The following is a 15,629-nucleotide window of genomic DNA, read 5'->3' as shown; positions in this document are numbered from 1 at the left end:
CGCGGCCCGACGACGATGTGTGCGTGCCCGGGCGAGCACGTATCGGACGACGCGACGCGGTGCGTGAATCAGCGCCGTTCGTCGGCGATATGGCTGCGGATCACGTCCGCGAACGACGTGTCGCCCTTCAGCCCGAGTGCTTCCGCGCGCGCCGTGTCCCAGCGGCCCGGCCAGCTGCCGACGATCTTCTCGACCCGCTCGTCGGGCGCATGGCGGATCAGCTTCACGACGTCGTCGCCCGCGACTTCGCGCAGCGCTTCGATCATCTCGTCGACCGACACCGACAGGCCGGGCAGGTTGATCACGCGCTTGTTGCCGAGCTTCGCGCTGTCGATCTCGCAGCCCGCGACGAGCGCCTCGATCGCGCCGCGCGGCGACAGCAGCCACAGCCGCGTCGAACCCGGCACCGGGCACACGCTTTCCTCGCCGTTCAGCGGCTCGCGGATGATGCCGCTCGCGAACGACGACGCAGCCGCGTTCGGGCGGCCGGGCCGCACGCTGATCGTCGGCAGCCGCAGCACGCGGCCGTCGACGAAGCCGCGGCGCGCGTAGTCGCACAGCAGCAGTTCGGCGATCGCCTTCTCGGCGCCGTACGACGATTGCGGGTTCAGCGCGGTGTCGTCCTGCACGATGTCGGGCAGCGCGCCGCCGTAGACCGCGACGGAGCTCGTGAACACGACGCGCGGCTGGTGGCCGCGCGCGCGGCACACTTCGAGCAGCGTGCGCGATGCGTCGAGGTTGATCCGCATGCCGAGATCGAAATCGGCTTCGGCCTGCCCGCTGACGATCGCCGCAAGGTGGAAGATCGCACCCGTCTGCGTGTCGATCGCGCTTTCGAGCACCGCGCGGTCCGCGATGTCGCCGACGATCGACGTCACGCGCGCATCGCCGAAATCGCTGCCCTTGACGACGTCGAGCAGCACCAGCTCGTCGATCTTCCCGATCCGGCCGTCGGGGCCGGTCAGTTCGCCGCGTTCGAGCAGCTTGCGCGCGAGGCGCTGGCCGAGAAAGCCGGCGCCGCCGGTGATCAGTACTTTCATGTTCGTTTGCCCTCTTGGGAACGCTTGAATTACAGGTAAGGCTTGAGCCAGCCGAGGCCGGCCGATGTGCCGGCCTTCGGGCGGTATTCGCAGCCGATCCAGCCGTCGTAGCCGAGCGCGTCGATCAACTCGAACAGATACGGGTAGTTGAGTTCGCCGAGATCCGGCTCGTGGCGCTCGGGCACGCCCGCGATCTGGATGTGGCCGATGCCCGCGAAGTCGCGCTTGAGCTTCATCGCGAGATCGCCTTCGACGATCTGGCAGTGGTAGCAGTCGAACTGCACCTTCAGGTTCGGCGCGCCGACTTCCGCGCAGATCGCCTGCGCGTCGTCCTGGCGGCTCAGGAAATAGCCGGGCATGTCGCGCTGGTTGATCGGCTCGATCAGGATCGTGACGCCGCGCGCGGCGGCGGCCTGCGCCGCATGCCGCAGGTTCGACAGGTAGGTGTCGCGATGGCGCGTGCGGTCGGCGCCCGGCGCGACCATGCCGGCCATCACGTGCAGCTTCTTGTTGCCGAGCACGCGCGCATAGTCGAGCGCCTGGTCGATGCCGCGCCGGAACTCGTCCTCGCGGCCCGGCAGCGACGCGATGCCGCGTTCGCCCGCGGCCCAGTCGCCCGGCGGCGCGTTGAACAGCGCCTGTTCGAGGTTGTGCGAGTCGAGGCGAGCACGGATGTCCTCGGCGGCGAAGTCGTACGGGAACAGGTACTCGACGGCCTTGAAGCCGTCGTAGGCGGCAGCGGCGAAGCGTTCGAGAAACGCGTGCTCGTTGTACATCATCGAGAGGTTGGCGGCGAAGCGTGGCATGGCAGCGGGTCCTGTGAACGAATGGGGCGGGGCATACGTCGCCCCGCGTCGAATGGCAATTCAGCGGATCAGCGGTTCACGAGTTTCGCGGGCGTGAGCCACACGGCGATCGCGCCGATCACGAGCATGGCAGCCAGCACATACATGCCGGACGACGTGCTGTGCGTGACGTCCTTCAGGTAGCCGATCACGTAAGGGCTCGCAAACCCGGCGAGGTTGCCGACCGAGTTGATGATCGCGATCCCGGCAGCGGCCGCGGAGCCCGCGAGGAACGCGGTCGGCAGCGACCAGAACAACGGTGCGCAGGTCAGCACGCCGCCTGCCGCGAGCGACAGGAACACGATCGACACCACCGTATTGTGCGAGTACGACGCGGCGACCGCAAACCCGGCCGCGCCCATCAGCGCCGGCACGATCAGGTGCCAGCGGCGTTCGCGGCGCTTGTCCGCGCTGTGGCCGAACAGGTTCATCACGACGATCGCGACGACGAACGGGATCGCGGACAGCAGGCCGATCTGGAGCGTATCGGTGATGCCGGTTGATTTCACGAGCGTCGGCATCCAGAACGTGAGGCCGTACTGGCCCGTGACGAACGCGAAGTAGATCAGCGACATCCACCACATGCGCGGGTCCGAGAACACGGCCTTCAGCGAATGGCCGTGCTTCTGCTGTTCCTGCGGCTGCGCGGCGATTTCGTCTTCGAGGAGCTGCTTCTCGCGCTCGTCGAGCCACTTCGCGCCGCGGATGCTGTTGTCGAGATACAGGATCGTCGCGATGCCGACGAGCACGGCCGGCACGGCTTCGATCATGAACATCCACTGCCAGCCGTGGAAGCCCGAGCCGCCGTGGAAGCGCTCCATGATCCAGCCCGACAGCGGATTGCCGAAGATGCCCGACACGGGGATCGCGGACATGAACACCGCGATGATCTTCGCGCGGCGGTGCGACGGGAACCAGTACGTGAGGTACAGGATCACGCCGGGATAGAAGCCGGCTTCCGCGAGGCCGAGCAGGAAGCGCAGCACGTAGAACTGCGTCGGCGTCTTCACGAACGCGAACAACGCGGACAGCAGGCCCCACGTGATCATGATCCGCGCAATCCAGATGCGCGCGCCGAGACGGTGCATCAGCAGGTTGCTTGGCAGTTCGAACAGAAAGTAGCCGAGGAAGAAGATGCCCGCGCCGAGGCCGAACACGGTTTCGCTGAACGCAAGATCCTGCGACATCTGCAGCTTCGCGAAGCCGACGTTCACGCGGTCGAGATACGCGACCACGTAGCAGAGCATCAGGAACGGCACGATGCGCCAGAACACTTTCTTGTAGGTGCGGTCGAGTTCGGCCGAATGGGCGGGCGCGGCGGGCGAGCGGCCTGCGGCCGCGTCGAGAGCAGTCATCGTCGTGTCTCCAAGGATGTCGTGTGCCGGCGGCGCGTAGGCTGCCGGATCGTATGTGTGTGCTGACGGAAGGGCCCGCGCACACGGCGGGCATGGGAATCGGTACGGGGTGCGCGCCGCGTTACCAGCGCGCGCCGAAGGTCTGGCGCAGTTCGTCGAGCGCCGCGTCGGAAAGCGGCTCGGGCTTCGGGTTCGTCATCAGCCACAGCCGTGCGGTCTCCTCGAGCTCCTCGAGCGCATACGATGCGTGCGACACCGATGGCCCCCACATCACGGGGCCGAGGCGGTCGAGCAGCACGCCGCGCACCCGGTCGGCGAGCGCCGCGACTTCGGCCGCGACGGCCGGGTCGCCGGGGCGGCGGTAACGGATCAGCGGAATATGGCCGACCTTCATCACGTAGTACGGCGTGATCGGCGGCAGCACGTCGGTGTCGCACCACACGCCCGCGAGCGTCAACGCGACGAGGTGCGTCGAATGCGTATGGACGACGCCGTTCGCTTCGGCGTTGCGCGCGTAGATGCCGCGATGCAGCGCGAGCGTTTTCGACGGCTTGCCGCCCGATACGGGCTGGCCGTCGAGGCCGACTTTCGCGATGTCGTTCGGGTCGAGCCGGCCGAGGCACGCGTCGGTCGGCGTGATCAGCCAGCCGTCGGGCAGGCGCGCGCTGATGTTGCCGGCGCTGCCGACAGCGTGGCCGCGTGCGTACAGGCTCGCGCCGACGATGCAGATCTCTTCGCGCAGTTTCGCTTCGTCGCTCATCATGCGGCTCCGTCCAGCGCGCGCAGCGCCTTGTCGAAAAAGTCCGTCGCGCCGAAGTTGCCGGATTTCAGCGCGAGGCCGAGCGGTTGCGCGTCGATGGTGGCCGTGGCGGGCACGCCCGGATCGATCTGCGCGCCGATCTGCAGCGACTTCACGTCGAGCGCCTGCACGACCGCGCCGGACGTCTCGCCGCCGGCGACGACGAACTTGCGCACGCCGAGTTCGCGCAGACCCTTCGCGATCGCCGCGAGCGTGCTTTCGACGAGATGGCCCGCTGCCTCGACGCCGAGTGCTTGCTGAACGGCCTTCACTTCGTCGGGCGTCGCAGTCGCGTAGATCAGCACCGGCTGCGGCAGGTGCGAGCGCGCGAAGGCGAGCGCTTCAGCGACGACGGGCTCGCCGCGCGACGCCGCGAGGGGATCGATGCGGAAGCTCGGCCGCGTGGCGCGCCATGCGGCGACCTGCGCGTTGGTTGCTTTCGACGCGCTGCCGGCGAGCACGGCCGACAGCCCGTCGATGCGCGGCAGCGACGCCGCGTTGTCGCGTTCGGGCAGTTGCTCCGCGCGGCGGAAATTCGCGGGCAGGCCGAGTGCGATGCCAGAGCCGCCGGTGACGAGCGGCAGGCCCGCGCAGGCTTCGCCGAGCACGAAGAGATCGCGGTCGGACAGCGCGTCGGCGATCGCGAAGCGTGCGCCTTCCGCGCGCAGCTGGTCGATCCGCGCACGCACCGCGGCCGCGCCCAGCGCGATCGTGTCGTAGCGGATCAGGCCGACCGGCGACTTCGTCTGCCGCTGCAGCACGCGCACCAGGTTCGCGTCCTTCATCGGCGTGAGCGGATGGTTTTCCATGCCCGATTCGTTCAGCAGCACGTCGCCGACGAACAGGTGGCCGCGATAGATCGTGCGGCCGTTCTCCGGGAATGCCGGGCACGCGATCGTGAAGCCGCCGCCGGCCGCATCGAGCAGCGCGTCGGCGACGGGCCCGATGTTGCCCGCGTCGGTCGAATCGAAGGTCGAGCAGTACTTGAAGAAAAATTGCCGGCAGCCTTGCGCGCGCAGCCACTCGTATGCGGCGAGCGATTGAGCGACGGCATCGGCCGCCGGGATCGTGCGCGACTTCAGCGCGACGACGATCGCGTCGGCGTCGACTGCGGCGCCGCCGGCGGGCACGCCGATCGTCTGCACGGTGCGCATGCCGCTCTTGACGAGCATGTTCGCGAGATCGGTCGCGCCGGTGAAATCGTCGGCGATGCAGCCGAGCAGGGGACGGGAAGCGGAAGCGGTCATGGCGGGAACGTCGTTCGAATCAGCGGGCCGGCGGCAGCGTGATGCCGGGGAAAGTCTTGATCACGGCGGAATCGTCCTCGCCGCCGTGGCCGGCGCTCGACGCGCTCATGAACATCTGGTGCGCGGTGGCCGACAGCGGCAGCGGGAACTTGCTGCGGCGCGCGGTATCGAGCACGAGGCCGAGATCCTTCACGAAGATGTCGACGGCCGACAGCGGCGTGTAGTCGCCGTTCAGGATGTGCGGCACGCGGTTCTCGAACATCCACGAATTGCCGGCGCTGTGCGTGATCACGTCGTACAGCGCGTCGGCATCGACGCCTTCGCGCAGGCCCAGCGCCATTGCCTCCGCGGCCGCCGCGATGTGCACGCCGGCCAGCAACTGGTTGATGATCTTCACCTTCGAGCCGATGCCGTGCGCGTCGCCGAGGCGATAGACCTTGCCGGCGATCGCCGCGAGCACGTCCTCGCAGCCCGCGTACGCGGCGGCCGGGCCGGACGTCATCATCGTCATCTCGCCCGATGCCGCGCGCGCGGCGCCGCCCGACACGGGCGCATCGAGCATCTGCAGGCCGGCGGCCTCGATGCGTGCGCCGAGCGCGACCGCGAATTCGGGCGCGACGGTCGCGCTCGCGATCACGACGCCGCCCGGCTTCATCCCCGCAACCGCTCCGTGCTCGCCGAACAGCACCGTTTCCGTCTGCGCGGCATTGACGACGAGCGTGACGACGACGTCGCACTGCGCGCCGAGTTCGGCCGGCGTCGCGCAGGCAATGCCGCCTTCGGCAGCGAACGCCTGCAGCACGGCGTCGCGCACGTCGCACGCGTGCACGCGCAAGCCCGCGCGCAGCAGCGAGCGGGCGACGCCGAGGCCCATCGCGCCGAGGCCGATGACTCCAACATTTCGTGACATGGTCAACCTTGATCGATTCGGAAGAGGTTCGGGACAACGGCGGCGCCTGGCTCGGCAGGCGCCGCCGGCTTCAGCAGATGCCGGCTTCCGCGAGACGGCGGGCGGCGTTGTACATGTGCGTGCGCGCCGCGTTGCGCGCCGCCATCGGGTCGCGCGCGCGGATCGCGTCGGCGATCGCCGCGTGTTCCTCGCGCACCTGGCGCGAGAAATCCTCGCGCGTTGCTTCGTTGCTGCGCGTGACTTTCACGCCGGCTTCGAGGTACTGGTTCAGGAACTGCAGCGTCTTCAGGAAATACGGGTTGCCGGTGACGGACGCGATCGTGCGGTGGAATGCGACGTCTTCCGCGACGCCGTCGCGCCCTTCTGCGACTGCATCGTCGATCTTGCGCAGCGCGTCGTCGATGTCGGCCATGTCGTCGTCGGAGTGGTGCAGCGCGGCTTCGGCCGCGACTTCAGCCTCGATCGCGCGGCGCACCGCGAGCAGGTGCGGCAGCGAGCTCGCCTCGACGGCTTCCGCATAGTCGATCCGCAGCGGCCGGATCGCGCCGTGCTGGTTCACGTACACGCCGCTGCCCTGGCGCGGCTCGACCACGCCTTCGTTCTTCAGCCGCGAGATCGCCTCGCGGATCACGGTGCGGCTCACGCCGAATTCCTGCGCGAGCACGGCTTCGGTCGGCAGCTTGCCGGTGGCCGAGAAACTGCCGACTTCGATCTGCTTGAGCAGTTGCTGCGCGACGTGATCGCTCATCGCGCGGGCGGGAATTTTCTCGAACATGGTGCTCAGGTTTGTAAGGTGATGTGGTCATCATACAAATTTGAGCGAAGCGAAGCATCCGGAATAACCCTCGATCTACGACATGCAACATCGGCCAAATCGACTGAAACCGGTTCCAAAAGAGTCGAAACCGGTGCGATTGCGTGATGTTCTACGGTCGGTCAGGAAGGGGCGGGTGCCCGTGGCCGTCAGTCGGCGATGTCCTCGACGGGGTCGGCCGCCATCGCTGCGCCGGCTTCCGCCGCTTCGCCGCCGCGCTCGCGATACGCCGCCGGCGGCACGCCGAACTGCTTGCGGAATTCGCGCCCGAGGTGCGACGCATCGGCGAACCCGCAGCTCGACGCGATATCGGCGACCGTCCGGTCCGAACTCGTCAGCAGCCAAGCGGCCGTGCGCAGCCGCACCTGCTTCGCGAACGCCTGCGGGCTCTTGCCCGTCTCGGCCTTGAACAGCCGTTCGAGCTGCCGCGTCGACAGGTCGAGCTTGCACGCGAGTTCCTCGAGCGGCAGCGCGCGCCCGACATGCTGTTCCATCAGGAGAATCGCGCGCTTGACCTTCGGATGCGTCGCCGGTTCGAGCCCCGGCGGATGCGGCTGCGGCGCATTGCCTTTCTGCATCTCGCCGACGAGCAGGATGCGCAGCGCCTTCTGCACGGTCGCGTGGTCGAAATGGCGCAGCAGGATCGCGGCGGCGACGTCGATCGACGCGCGGCCGCCCGAACACGTGATCCGGCGCCGGTCGATCACGAACAGCCGGTCCGCGATCAGCAGGTCGGGATCGGCGGCCGGGAAGCGTTCGATGAAATCCCAGTAGTGGAACCAGCTCACGCAGGTGCGGTAGCCGTCGAGCACGCCCGCGCGCATCAGCGTAAACACGCCCGTGCAGATTCCGACGACCGTCGCGCCGCCGACCGCCGCGCGGTGGACGAAGTCGAGCGTTTCGCGGCCGGCCTGCGGCCCCGAATGCAGCAGCCCGCCGACCACCACCACGTAGTCGAACGGCTCGGCTGCGTCGAAGGTTTCCCACGGCGTGATCTGGATCCCGCAACTCGCGCGCACCGGCGCGAGGGTCTCGCCGATCACGCTCCACGCGCAGCGCACGGGCTTGCTGTAGTCGCCGTCGTCGGCCGACAGCCGCAGCATGTCGACGAAGCCCGAGAAGGCCGTCAGCGTGAAGTTCGGCAGCAGCACGATGCCGAAGCGGATGCGCTGCGGCGCGGGCTCGGCGAGGGGGAAGCAGGTACGTCGGGTGTCATCGCGGCAAATCTCGTCACGCCGGGCGGGCGGTTTCACTCTGTTTGCAGCTACGGCTGCGGGGCGGCGCGGATCGGGCCGGCGTCGCCGATCGGCTCCGGCCGGACTTGTGTTTTTTCGTCGAGAACCATCGCCAAAACGCACTTTCGGGGCGGCTGGCGCGGCGCTTGGCGGCGGTATCCCACGCCGATGCCGTTTTTGTTCTATCAGCCGATTTTACGCTTTGATGTACTGATGCCCAACGACATTTCACGTACGCCAATCCAGAGGAAGCCAGATGAACGTCAGCGCGTTCGACCTGTTCAAGATCGGCATCGGCCCGTCCAGCTCGCATACGGTCGGCCCGATGATCGCCGCGTGCCGCTTCGCGTCGCACGTCGAGGACGCGAACCTGCTCGGCTTCGTGCGCCGCGTGCGGGTCGAGCTGTACGGCTCGCTCGGCGCGACCGGCAAGGGCCACGGCACCGACAAGGCCGTGCTGCTCGGCCTCGAGGGCCACCTGCCCGACACGATCGATCCCGACCTGATCGAGCCGCGGCTCGCCGCGATCCGCGCGGAGAAGTCGCTGTCGCTGCTCGGCAAGCAGACGGTCCGCTTCGAGGAAAAGGAGCACATCGGTTTCTTTCGCAAGCTGATGAGCGGCACGAGCATCGTGCACCCGAACGGGATGCGCTTCCAGGCATTCGACGAGCATGGCCAGTTGCTGGTCGAGAAAGAGTATTACTCGATTGGCGGCGGCTTCGTCGTGAATCGCGACGGCGATCGCGTGAACGGCGTGCGCGCGGCGGTTGAGGTGCCCTATCCGTTCCGCACCGGCGACGACCTGATGCGCCAGTGCCGCGAACACGGGCTGTCGATCGCCGAACTGATGCTGCGCAACGAATGCGCGCTGCGCCCAGCCGACGAAGTGCGCGCCGGGCTGCTCGCGATCTGGCGCACGATGGCCGCATGCGTCGAGCGCGGCTGCAAGGTCGAGGGCGACCTGCCGGGCCCGATGCGCGTGAAGCGCCGCGCGGCAGAGCTGAACGGCAACCTGCGCGCGCGCTCGGAAGAGTCGCTGCGCGATCCGCTGTCGATGCTCGACTGGGTCAACCTGTACGCGATGGCCGTCAACGAGGAAAACGCGGCGGGCGGGCGCGTCGTCACCGCGCCGACCAATGGCGCGGCCGGCGTGATTCCCGCGGTGCTGCACTACTACGTGAAGTTCGTGCCGGGTTCGAACGAAGCCGGCATCGTCGAATTCCTGCTGACGGCCGCGGCGATCGGGATCATCTACAAGGAAACCGCGTCGATCTCCGGCGCGGAAGTCGGTTGCCAGGGCGAAGTGGGCGTCGCGTGCTCGATGGCTGCGGCCGCGCTTGCCGCCGTGATGGGCGGTACGCCCGACCAGGTCGAGAACGCCGCCGAGATCGGCATGGAGCACAACCTGGGCATGACCTGCGATCCGGTCGGCGGGCTCGTGCAGATCCCGTGCATCGAGCGCAACGCGATGGGCGCGATCAAGGCGCTGAATGCGTCGCGCATGGCGCTCAAGGGCAACGGCCAGCACTACGTGTCGCTCGATTCCGTGATCAAGACGATGCGCGAGACGGGTGCCGACATGAAGACGAAATACAAGGAAACGTCGCGCGGCGGTCTCGCCGTGAACGTCATCGAATGCTAACGAAGGGTCAATCATCATGAGCCGCTACTCGATATTCAGCCTGTTCCGCAACGGCCTCTCGTATCACGAGAACTGGGAAAAGCAGTGGAAGAGCCCGGAACCGAAGAAGGAATACGACGTCGTGATCGTCGGCGGCGGCGGCCACGGCCTCGCGACCGCGTACTACCTCGCGAAGGAACACGGGATCACGAACGTCGCGATTCTCGAGAAGGGCTGGATCGGCGGCGGCAACACCGCGCGCAACACGACGATCGTGCGCTCGAACTATTTGTGGGACGAATCGGCCGCGCTGTACGAGAAGGCGATGAAGCTGTGGGAAGGGTTGTCGCAGGACCTGAACTACAACGTGATGTTCAGCCAGCGCGGCGTGATGAACCTCGCGCACACGCTGCAGGACGTGCGCGACACCGAGCGCCGCGTGAACGCGAACCGGCTGAACGGCGTCGATGCCGAATTCCTGACGCCCGCGCAGATCAAGGAAATCGAGCCGACGATCAACCTGAACAGCCGCTACCCGGTGCTCGGCGCATCGATCCAGCGCCGTGCGGGCGTCGCGCGTCACGACGCGGTGGCCTGGGGCTTCGCGCGCGGCGCGGACCGCGCCGGCGTCGACATCATCCAGAACTGCCAGGTGACGGGCATTCGCCGCGAAGGCGGCGCAGTGGTCGGCGTCGATACGGTGAAGGGCTTCATCAAGGCGAAGAAGGTTGCGGTGGTCGCGGCCGGCAACACGACGACGCTCGCCGACATGGCCGGCGTGCGTCTGCCGATCGAAAGCCACCCGCTGCAGGCGCTGGTGTCGGAGCCGATCAAGCCGGTCGTCAACTCGGTGATCATGTCGAACGCGGTGCACGCGTATATCAGCCAGTCCGACAAGGGCGACCTCGTGATCGGCGCGGGCATCGACCAGTACACGGGCTTCGGCCAGCGCGGCAGCTTCCACATCATCGAAGGCACGCTGCAGGCGATCGTCGAGATGTTCCCGGTGTTCTCGCGGGTGCGGATGAACCGCCAGTGGGGCGGCATCGTCGACGTGTCGCCGGACGCGTGCCCGATCATCAGCAAGACCGACGTGAAGGGCCTTTATTTCAACTGCGGCTGGGGTACCGGCGGCTTCAAGGCGACGCCCGGCTCGGGCTGGGTGTTCGCGCACACGATCGCGCGCGACGAACCGCATCCGCTGAACGCGCCGTTCGCGCTCGACCGCTTCTACACGGGCCACCTGATCGACGAGCACGGCGCTGCCGCCGTTGCGCACTGAACCCACCATTGGAGAAAGAAACATGTTGCTGATCGAATGTCCGTGGTGCGGGCCGCGCGCCGAATCCGAATTCTCGTGCGGCGGCGAAGCCGACATCGTGCGCCCCGTCAACAACGAGAACATGACCGACCGCGAATGGGGCGAGTACGTGTTCATGCGCGAGAACAAGCGCGGGCTGCACAAGGAGCAATGGCTGCACACGCAGGGCTGCCGTCGCTGGTTCAAGGCCACGCGCGACACGGTGACCTACGATATCAAGGGATACGAAACGTTCGGCGGGGCTGCCATCAGCGGCGCAGCCGCCGGCAACGCACACGAAGAGGGCACGAGCAAATGAGCCAGAAAGACCGTCTCGGCACCGGTGGCCGCATCAATCGCGCGATTCCGTTGACGTTCACGTTCAACGGCCGCACGTACCAGGGCTTCCAGGGCGACACGCTCGCGTCCGCGCTGCTCGCGAACGGCGTGCATTTCGTCGCGCGCAGCTTCAAGTACCACCGTCCGCGCGGGATCGTGACCGCGGACGTCGCGGAACCGAATGCCGTCGTGCAGCTCGAATCGGGCCCGTACACGGTGCCGAACGCGCGCGCGACCGAAATCGAGTTGTACCAGGGGCTCGTCGCGACGAGCGTGAACGCCGAGCCGACGCTCGAGAACGACAAGTACGCGATCAACCAGAAGTTTTCGCGCTTCCTGCCGGCCGGCTTCTACTACAAGACCTTCATGTGGCCGCGCAAGATGTGGCCGAAGTACGAAGAGAAGATTCGCGAGGCGGCCGGCCTCGGCAAGGCGCCCGAGGTGCTCGACGCCGATCGCTACGACAAATGCTACGCGCACTGCGACGTGCTCGTCGTCGGCGGCGGCCCGTCGGGCCTCGCGGCCGCGCATGCGGCGGCCGTGGCCGGCGCGCGCGTGATCCTCGTCGACGACCAGCGCGAGCTCGGCGGCAGCCTGCTGTCGTGCCGCGCCGAGATCGACGCGAAGCCCGCGCTGCAGTGGGTCGAGAAGATCGAGGCCGAGCTGCGCAAGCTGCCCGACGTGATGATCCTGTCGCGCAGCACCGCGTTCGGCTACCAGGACCACAATCTCGTGACGATCACGCAGCGCCTGACCGATCACCTGCCGGTGTCGATGCGCAAGGGCACGCGCGAGCTGCTGTGGAAGGTCCGCGCGAAGCGCGTGATCCTCGCGACCGGCGCGCACGAACGTCCGATCGTGTTCGGCAACAACGACCTGCCGGGCGTGATGCTCGCGTCGGCCGTGTCCACTTATGTGCATCGCTTCGGCGTGCTGCCGGGCCGCAACGTGGTCGTGTTCACGAACAACGACCGCGCGTACCAGACCGCGCTCGATCTGAAGGCGTGTGGCGCGAAGGTGACGGTCGTCGATTCGCGTGCGTCGTCGAACGGCGCGCTGCCGGCCGCTGCGAAGCGGCAGGGCGTGACGGTGATGAGCGGCGCGGTCGTGGCGGCCGCATCGGGCAAGTGGCGCGTATCGTCGGTCGACGTCGCGTCCAGCACGAACGGCCAGGTGGGCGGCAAACTGCAGACGCTGCCGTGCGATCTCGTCGCGATGTCGGGCGGCTTCAGCCCCGTGCTGCACCTGTTCGCGCAGTCGGGCGGCAAGGCCTGCTGGAGCGACGAGAAGGCCTGCTTCCTGCCGGGCAAGCCGGTGCAGGCGGAGGCGAGCATCGGGGCTGCGGCGGGCGAATTCGGCCTGGCGCGCGCGCTGCGGCTCGCGGTCGACGTGGGCGCGGAAGCGGCGAAGGCAGCGGGCTTCACGGCCGCGCAGCGTCCTGCCGCACCGCAGGTTGCCGAAACCGTCGAAGGCGCACTGCAGCCGCTGTGGCTCGTCGGCAGCCGCGAGGCCGCGGCGCGCGGACCGAAGCAGTTCGTCGACTTCCAGAACGACGTGTCGGCCGCCGACATCCTGCTCGCCGCGCGCGAAGGCTTCGAATCGGTCGAGCACGTGAAGCGCTATACGGCGATGGGCTTCGGCACCGACCAGGGCAAGCTCGGCAACATCAACGGGATGGCGATCCTCGCGCAGGCGCTCGGCAAGTCGATTCCGGAAACGGGCACGACGACGTTCCGCCCGAACTACACGCCCGTGTCGTTCGGCACGTTCGCGGGCCGCGAGACCGGCGATTTCCTCGATCCGATCCGCAAGACCTGTGTACATGAGTGGCACGTCGAGCACGGCGCGCTGTTCGAGGACGTCGGCAACTGGAAGCGGCCGTGGTATTTCCCGAAGAACGGCGAGGACCTGCATGCGGCCGTGAAGCGCGAATGCCTCGCGGTGCGCAACAGCGTCGGCATCCTCGACGCGTCGACGCTCGGCAAGATCGACATCCAGGGCCCCGATGCGGTGAAGCTGCTGAACTGGATGTACACGAACCCGTGGAACAAGCTCGAAGTCGGCAAGTGCCGCTACGGGCTGATGCTCGACGAGAACGGGATGGTGTTCGACGACGGCGTGACGGTGCGCCTCGCCGACCAGCATTTCATGATGACGACCACGACGGGCGGCGCGGCGCGCGTGCTCACGTGGCTCGAACGCTGGCTGCAGACCGAATGGCCCGACATGAAGGTTCGGCTCTCGTCCGTCACCGATCACTGGGCGACGTTCGCGGTGGTCGGCCCGAAGAGCCGCAAGGTCGTGCAGAAGGTGTGCCAGGACATCGACTTCGGCAACGAGGCGTTCCCGTTCATGAGCTACCGCAACGGCACCGTCGCGGGCGCGAAGGCGCGCGTGATGCGGATCAGCTTCTCGGGCGAACTGGCCTATGAAGTGAACGTGCCGGCGAACGCGGGCCGTGCGGTATGGGAAGCGCTGATGGCGGCCGGTGCCGAGTTCGACATCACGCCGTACGGCACCGAGACGATGCACGTGCTGCGCGCCGAGAAGGGCTACATCATCGTCGGCCAGGATACCGACGGCTCGGTCACGCCGTACGACCTCGGGATGGGCGGGGTCGTCGCGAAGTCGAAGGACTTCCTCGGGAAGCGTTCGCTCGCGCGCTCGGATACCAAGAAGGAAGGCCGCAAGCAGTTCGTCGGCCTGCTGACCGAGGACGAGCAGTTCGTGCTGCCGGAAGGCGCGCAGATCATCGAGAAGGACACGCAGGTGTCGGCGGTCGATCCGACGCCGATGATCGGACACGTGACGTCGAGCTACTACAGCCCGATCCTGAAGCGCTCGATCGCGCTTGCGGTGGTGAAGGGCGGCCTGAACAAGATGGGCGAGAGCGTCGTGATTCCGCTGGCCAACGGCAAGCGCATCACCGCGAAGATCTCGAGCCCGGTTTTCTACGATACCGAAGGGGTGCGCCAGCATGTGGAATGAAACGAGAAACCAGACGCAGGTGGCGGGCGCGGGCGGCGTGACGCTTGAATCGCCGTTCGTCGGCGCGGCCGACGTGCTGAAGACGCACCAGGCGCGCGCATCGAAGAAGTTCACACTGCGCGAGCGGCCCTTCCTCGACCTCGTCAACGTGCGCGGCGAGTTGAGCGATCCGGCGTTCGTGAGCGCGTTCGAGCGCGTGGTCGGCTGCCGGCCGCCCGCGCAGCCGAACACGATCGTGCGCGGTGCCGAGTACGACGTGCTGTGGCTCGGGCCGGACGAGTGGCTGGTGCGCTCGAACGGGCCGGTGCAGGCCGGCGTGCTCGAGGCGAAGCTCGCGGAGGCCGTGCAGGGCACGTATTCGGCGGCTGTCGATGTCGGCAGCGGCTACACGGTGGTCGAGATCAGCGGCGAACGCGTGCGCGACGTGCTCGCGCGCGGCTGCCCGCTCGATCTCCATCCGCGTGCGTTCAAGCCTGGCCAGTGCGCGCAGTCGCATTACTTCAAGGCGTCGATCGTGCTGATCCCGACCGGCGACGATACGTTCGAGATCGTGCTGCGTCGCAGCTTCGCCGACTACTTCGTGCGCATCATGCTCGACGCGGCCGAGCCGCTCGCGTCATGAAGCCGTTCGACGAACCGTTCGTGGCGATCGACGCGCCGCGCCTGCGCGGGCGCGGCTGGAGCGTGTTCGTCGACGAACTGAAGGTGCCCGCGCGGATCGGCATTCATGCTCATGAGCATGAAGCGCCGCAGCCGATCGTGATCGATGCGCGGCTCGGGTATCGCTGCGAGCCGAGCGAGCAGGGCGAGTGGATCGATTACGACGGCTATTGCGCGCGCGTCGCGGCGTTTCTGTCGCACAAGCCGCATACGCGGCTGCTCGAGACGCTGGTCGCCGATATCGCGGTGCTGTCGTTCCGCGAATGGCCGGCGCTGGAGTCGCTGACGCTGTCGGTGTACAAGCCGAAGATCCGGCCCGGCACGAAGCGCGTCGGCGTGTCGCTCGACTGGACGCGCGGGGATTATTTGCGGTGGACGGGGGCGGCGGGGCAGATTTGATTTGCAGGCCGGCCCGTGTCGCTCCGATGGCGGCGCGTCATGACGAAGTCATGGCGCGCCGTTTCTCTTTGCAGAGG

Annotated in this window: 13 protein-coding genes and 1 pseudogene; 6 read left to right on the top strand and 8 right to left on the bottom strand. The window is 67.6% G+C overall.

Features of this window, described 5'->3' with window-relative positions; all coding sequences use genetic code 11:
• Positions 1 to 68: 68 nt before the first annotated feature.
• From denD to DM992_RS23500, 8 genes and pseudogenes are all read right to left on the bottom strand, one after another.
• Entirely contained in the window at positions 69 to 1,040 is a 972-nt protein-coding gene (denD, locus tag DM992_RS23535; RefSeq protein ID WP_111018860.1) for a D-erythronate dehydrogenase, read from the bottom strand.
• Between the two features lie 29 nt (positions 1,041 to 1,069).
• A complete protein-coding gene (gene otnI / locus DM992_RS23530; protein ID WP_111018859.1) occupies positions 1,070 to 1,846 on the bottom strand; it encodes a 2-oxo-tetronate isomerase in 777 nt (258 codons plus the stop codon).
• Positions 1,847 to 1,914: 68 nt separating this feature from the next.
• Positions 1,915 to 3,240 carry an MFS transporter gene (locus DM992_RS23525; RefSeq protein ID WP_111018858.1) on the bottom strand — a complete coding sequence of 442 codons (1,326 nt, stop codon included), beginning with the start codon at positions 3,238 to 3,240 and terminating at the stop codon, positions 1,915 to 1,917.
• A 121-nt stretch (positions 3,241 to 3,361) separates the two neighbouring features.
• On the bottom strand, positions 3,362 to 4,000 hold the full coding sequence (locus tag DM992_RS23520; RefSeq protein ID WP_111020360.1) for an aldolase: 639 nt from the start codon (positions 3,998 to 4,000) through the stop codon (positions 3,362 to 3,364).
• Positions 4,000 to 5,286: a 3-oxo-tetronate kinase gene (gene otnK, locus DM992_RS23515; protein WP_111018857.1), complete on the bottom strand. Its 1,287-nt coding sequence runs from the start codon at positions 5,284 to 5,286 to the stop codon at positions 4,000 to 4,002. Before otnK ends, DM992_RS23520 begins: the two co-directional genes overlap by 1 nt.
• A gap of 19 nt (positions 5,287 to 5,305) precedes the next feature.
• Positions 5,306 to 6,196, bottom strand: a complete 891-nt coding sequence (ltnD, locus tag DM992_RS23510) for an L-threonate dehydrogenase (RefSeq protein ID WP_111018856.1) — start codon at positions 6,194 to 6,196, stop codon at positions 5,306 to 5,308.
• A 70-nt stretch (positions 6,197 to 6,266) separates the two neighbouring features.
• Positions 6,267 to 6,971 carry an FCD domain-containing protein gene (locus tag DM992_RS23505; RefSeq protein WP_111018855.1) on the bottom strand — a complete coding sequence of 235 codons (705 nt, stop codon included), beginning with the start codon at positions 6,969 to 6,971 and terminating at the stop codon, positions 6,267 to 6,269.
• Between the two features lie 188 nt (positions 6,972 to 7,159).
• Positions 7,160 to 8,226: pseudogene (locus tag DM992_RS23500) on the bottom strand (GlxA family transcriptional regulator).
• A gap of 275 nt (positions 8,227 to 8,501) precedes the next feature.
• Between DM992_RS23500 and DM992_RS23495 the strand changes: the two are divergent.
• The 6 genes from DM992_RS23495 to DM992_RS23470 are packed head-to-tail and all read left to right on the top strand — an operon-like array spanning position 8,502 to position 15,552.
• Positions 8,502 to 9,887 carry an L-serine ammonia-lyase gene (locus DM992_RS23495; RefSeq protein WP_111018854.1) on the top strand — a complete coding sequence of 462 codons (1,386 nt, stop codon included), beginning with the start codon at positions 8,502 to 8,504 and terminating at the stop codon, positions 9,885 to 9,887.
• Between the two features lie 16 nt (positions 9,888 to 9,903).
• The gene (locus DM992_RS23490) at positions 9,904 to 11,148 is read left to right on the top strand and encodes a sarcosine oxidase subunit beta family protein (protein WP_010089369.1); all 1,245 of its coding nucleotides are present in this window, start codon (positions 9,904 to 9,906) and stop codon (positions 11,146 to 11,148) included.
• A 22-nt stretch (positions 11,149 to 11,170) separates the two neighbouring features.
• Complete coding sequence (locus tag DM992_RS23485; protein WP_034180812.1) at positions 11,171 to 11,485, top strand: sarcosine oxidase subunit delta; 315 nt, start codon at positions 11,171 to 11,173, stop codon at positions 11,483 to 11,485.
• Positions 11,482 to 14,493, top strand: coding sequence for a sarcosine oxidase subunit alpha family protein (locus DM992_RS23480; protein ID WP_111018853.1), 3,012 nt, complete (start codon positions 11,482 to 11,484; stop codon positions 14,491 to 14,493). The genes DM992_RS23485 and DM992_RS23480 overlap by 4 nt, the downstream gene beginning before the upstream one ends.
• Positions 14,483 to 15,115, top strand: a complete 633-nt coding sequence (locus DM992_RS23475; protein ID WP_111018852.1) for a sarcosine oxidase subunit gamma — start codon at positions 14,483 to 14,485, stop codon at positions 15,113 to 15,115. Before DM992_RS23480 ends, DM992_RS23475 begins: the two co-directional genes overlap by 11 nt.
• Positions 15,112 to 15,552, top strand: coding sequence for a dihydroneopterin aldolase (locus tag DM992_RS23470; RefSeq protein ID WP_047902481.1), 441 nt, complete (start codon positions 15,112 to 15,114; stop codon positions 15,550 to 15,552). Before DM992_RS23475 ends, DM992_RS23470 begins: the two co-directional genes overlap by 4 nt.
• Positions 15,553 to 15,629 lie beyond the last annotated feature (77 nt).

It is taken from the genome of Burkholderia sp. JP2-270, assembly GCF_003233675.1.
GTDB lineage: Bacteria > Pseudomonadota > Gammaproteobacteria > Burkholderiales > Burkholderiaceae > Burkholderia > Burkholderia pyrrocinia_C.
The sequence above is the reverse complement of the archived record's forward strand: the minus strand, read 5'-3'. Positions and strand labels throughout refer to the sequence as shown.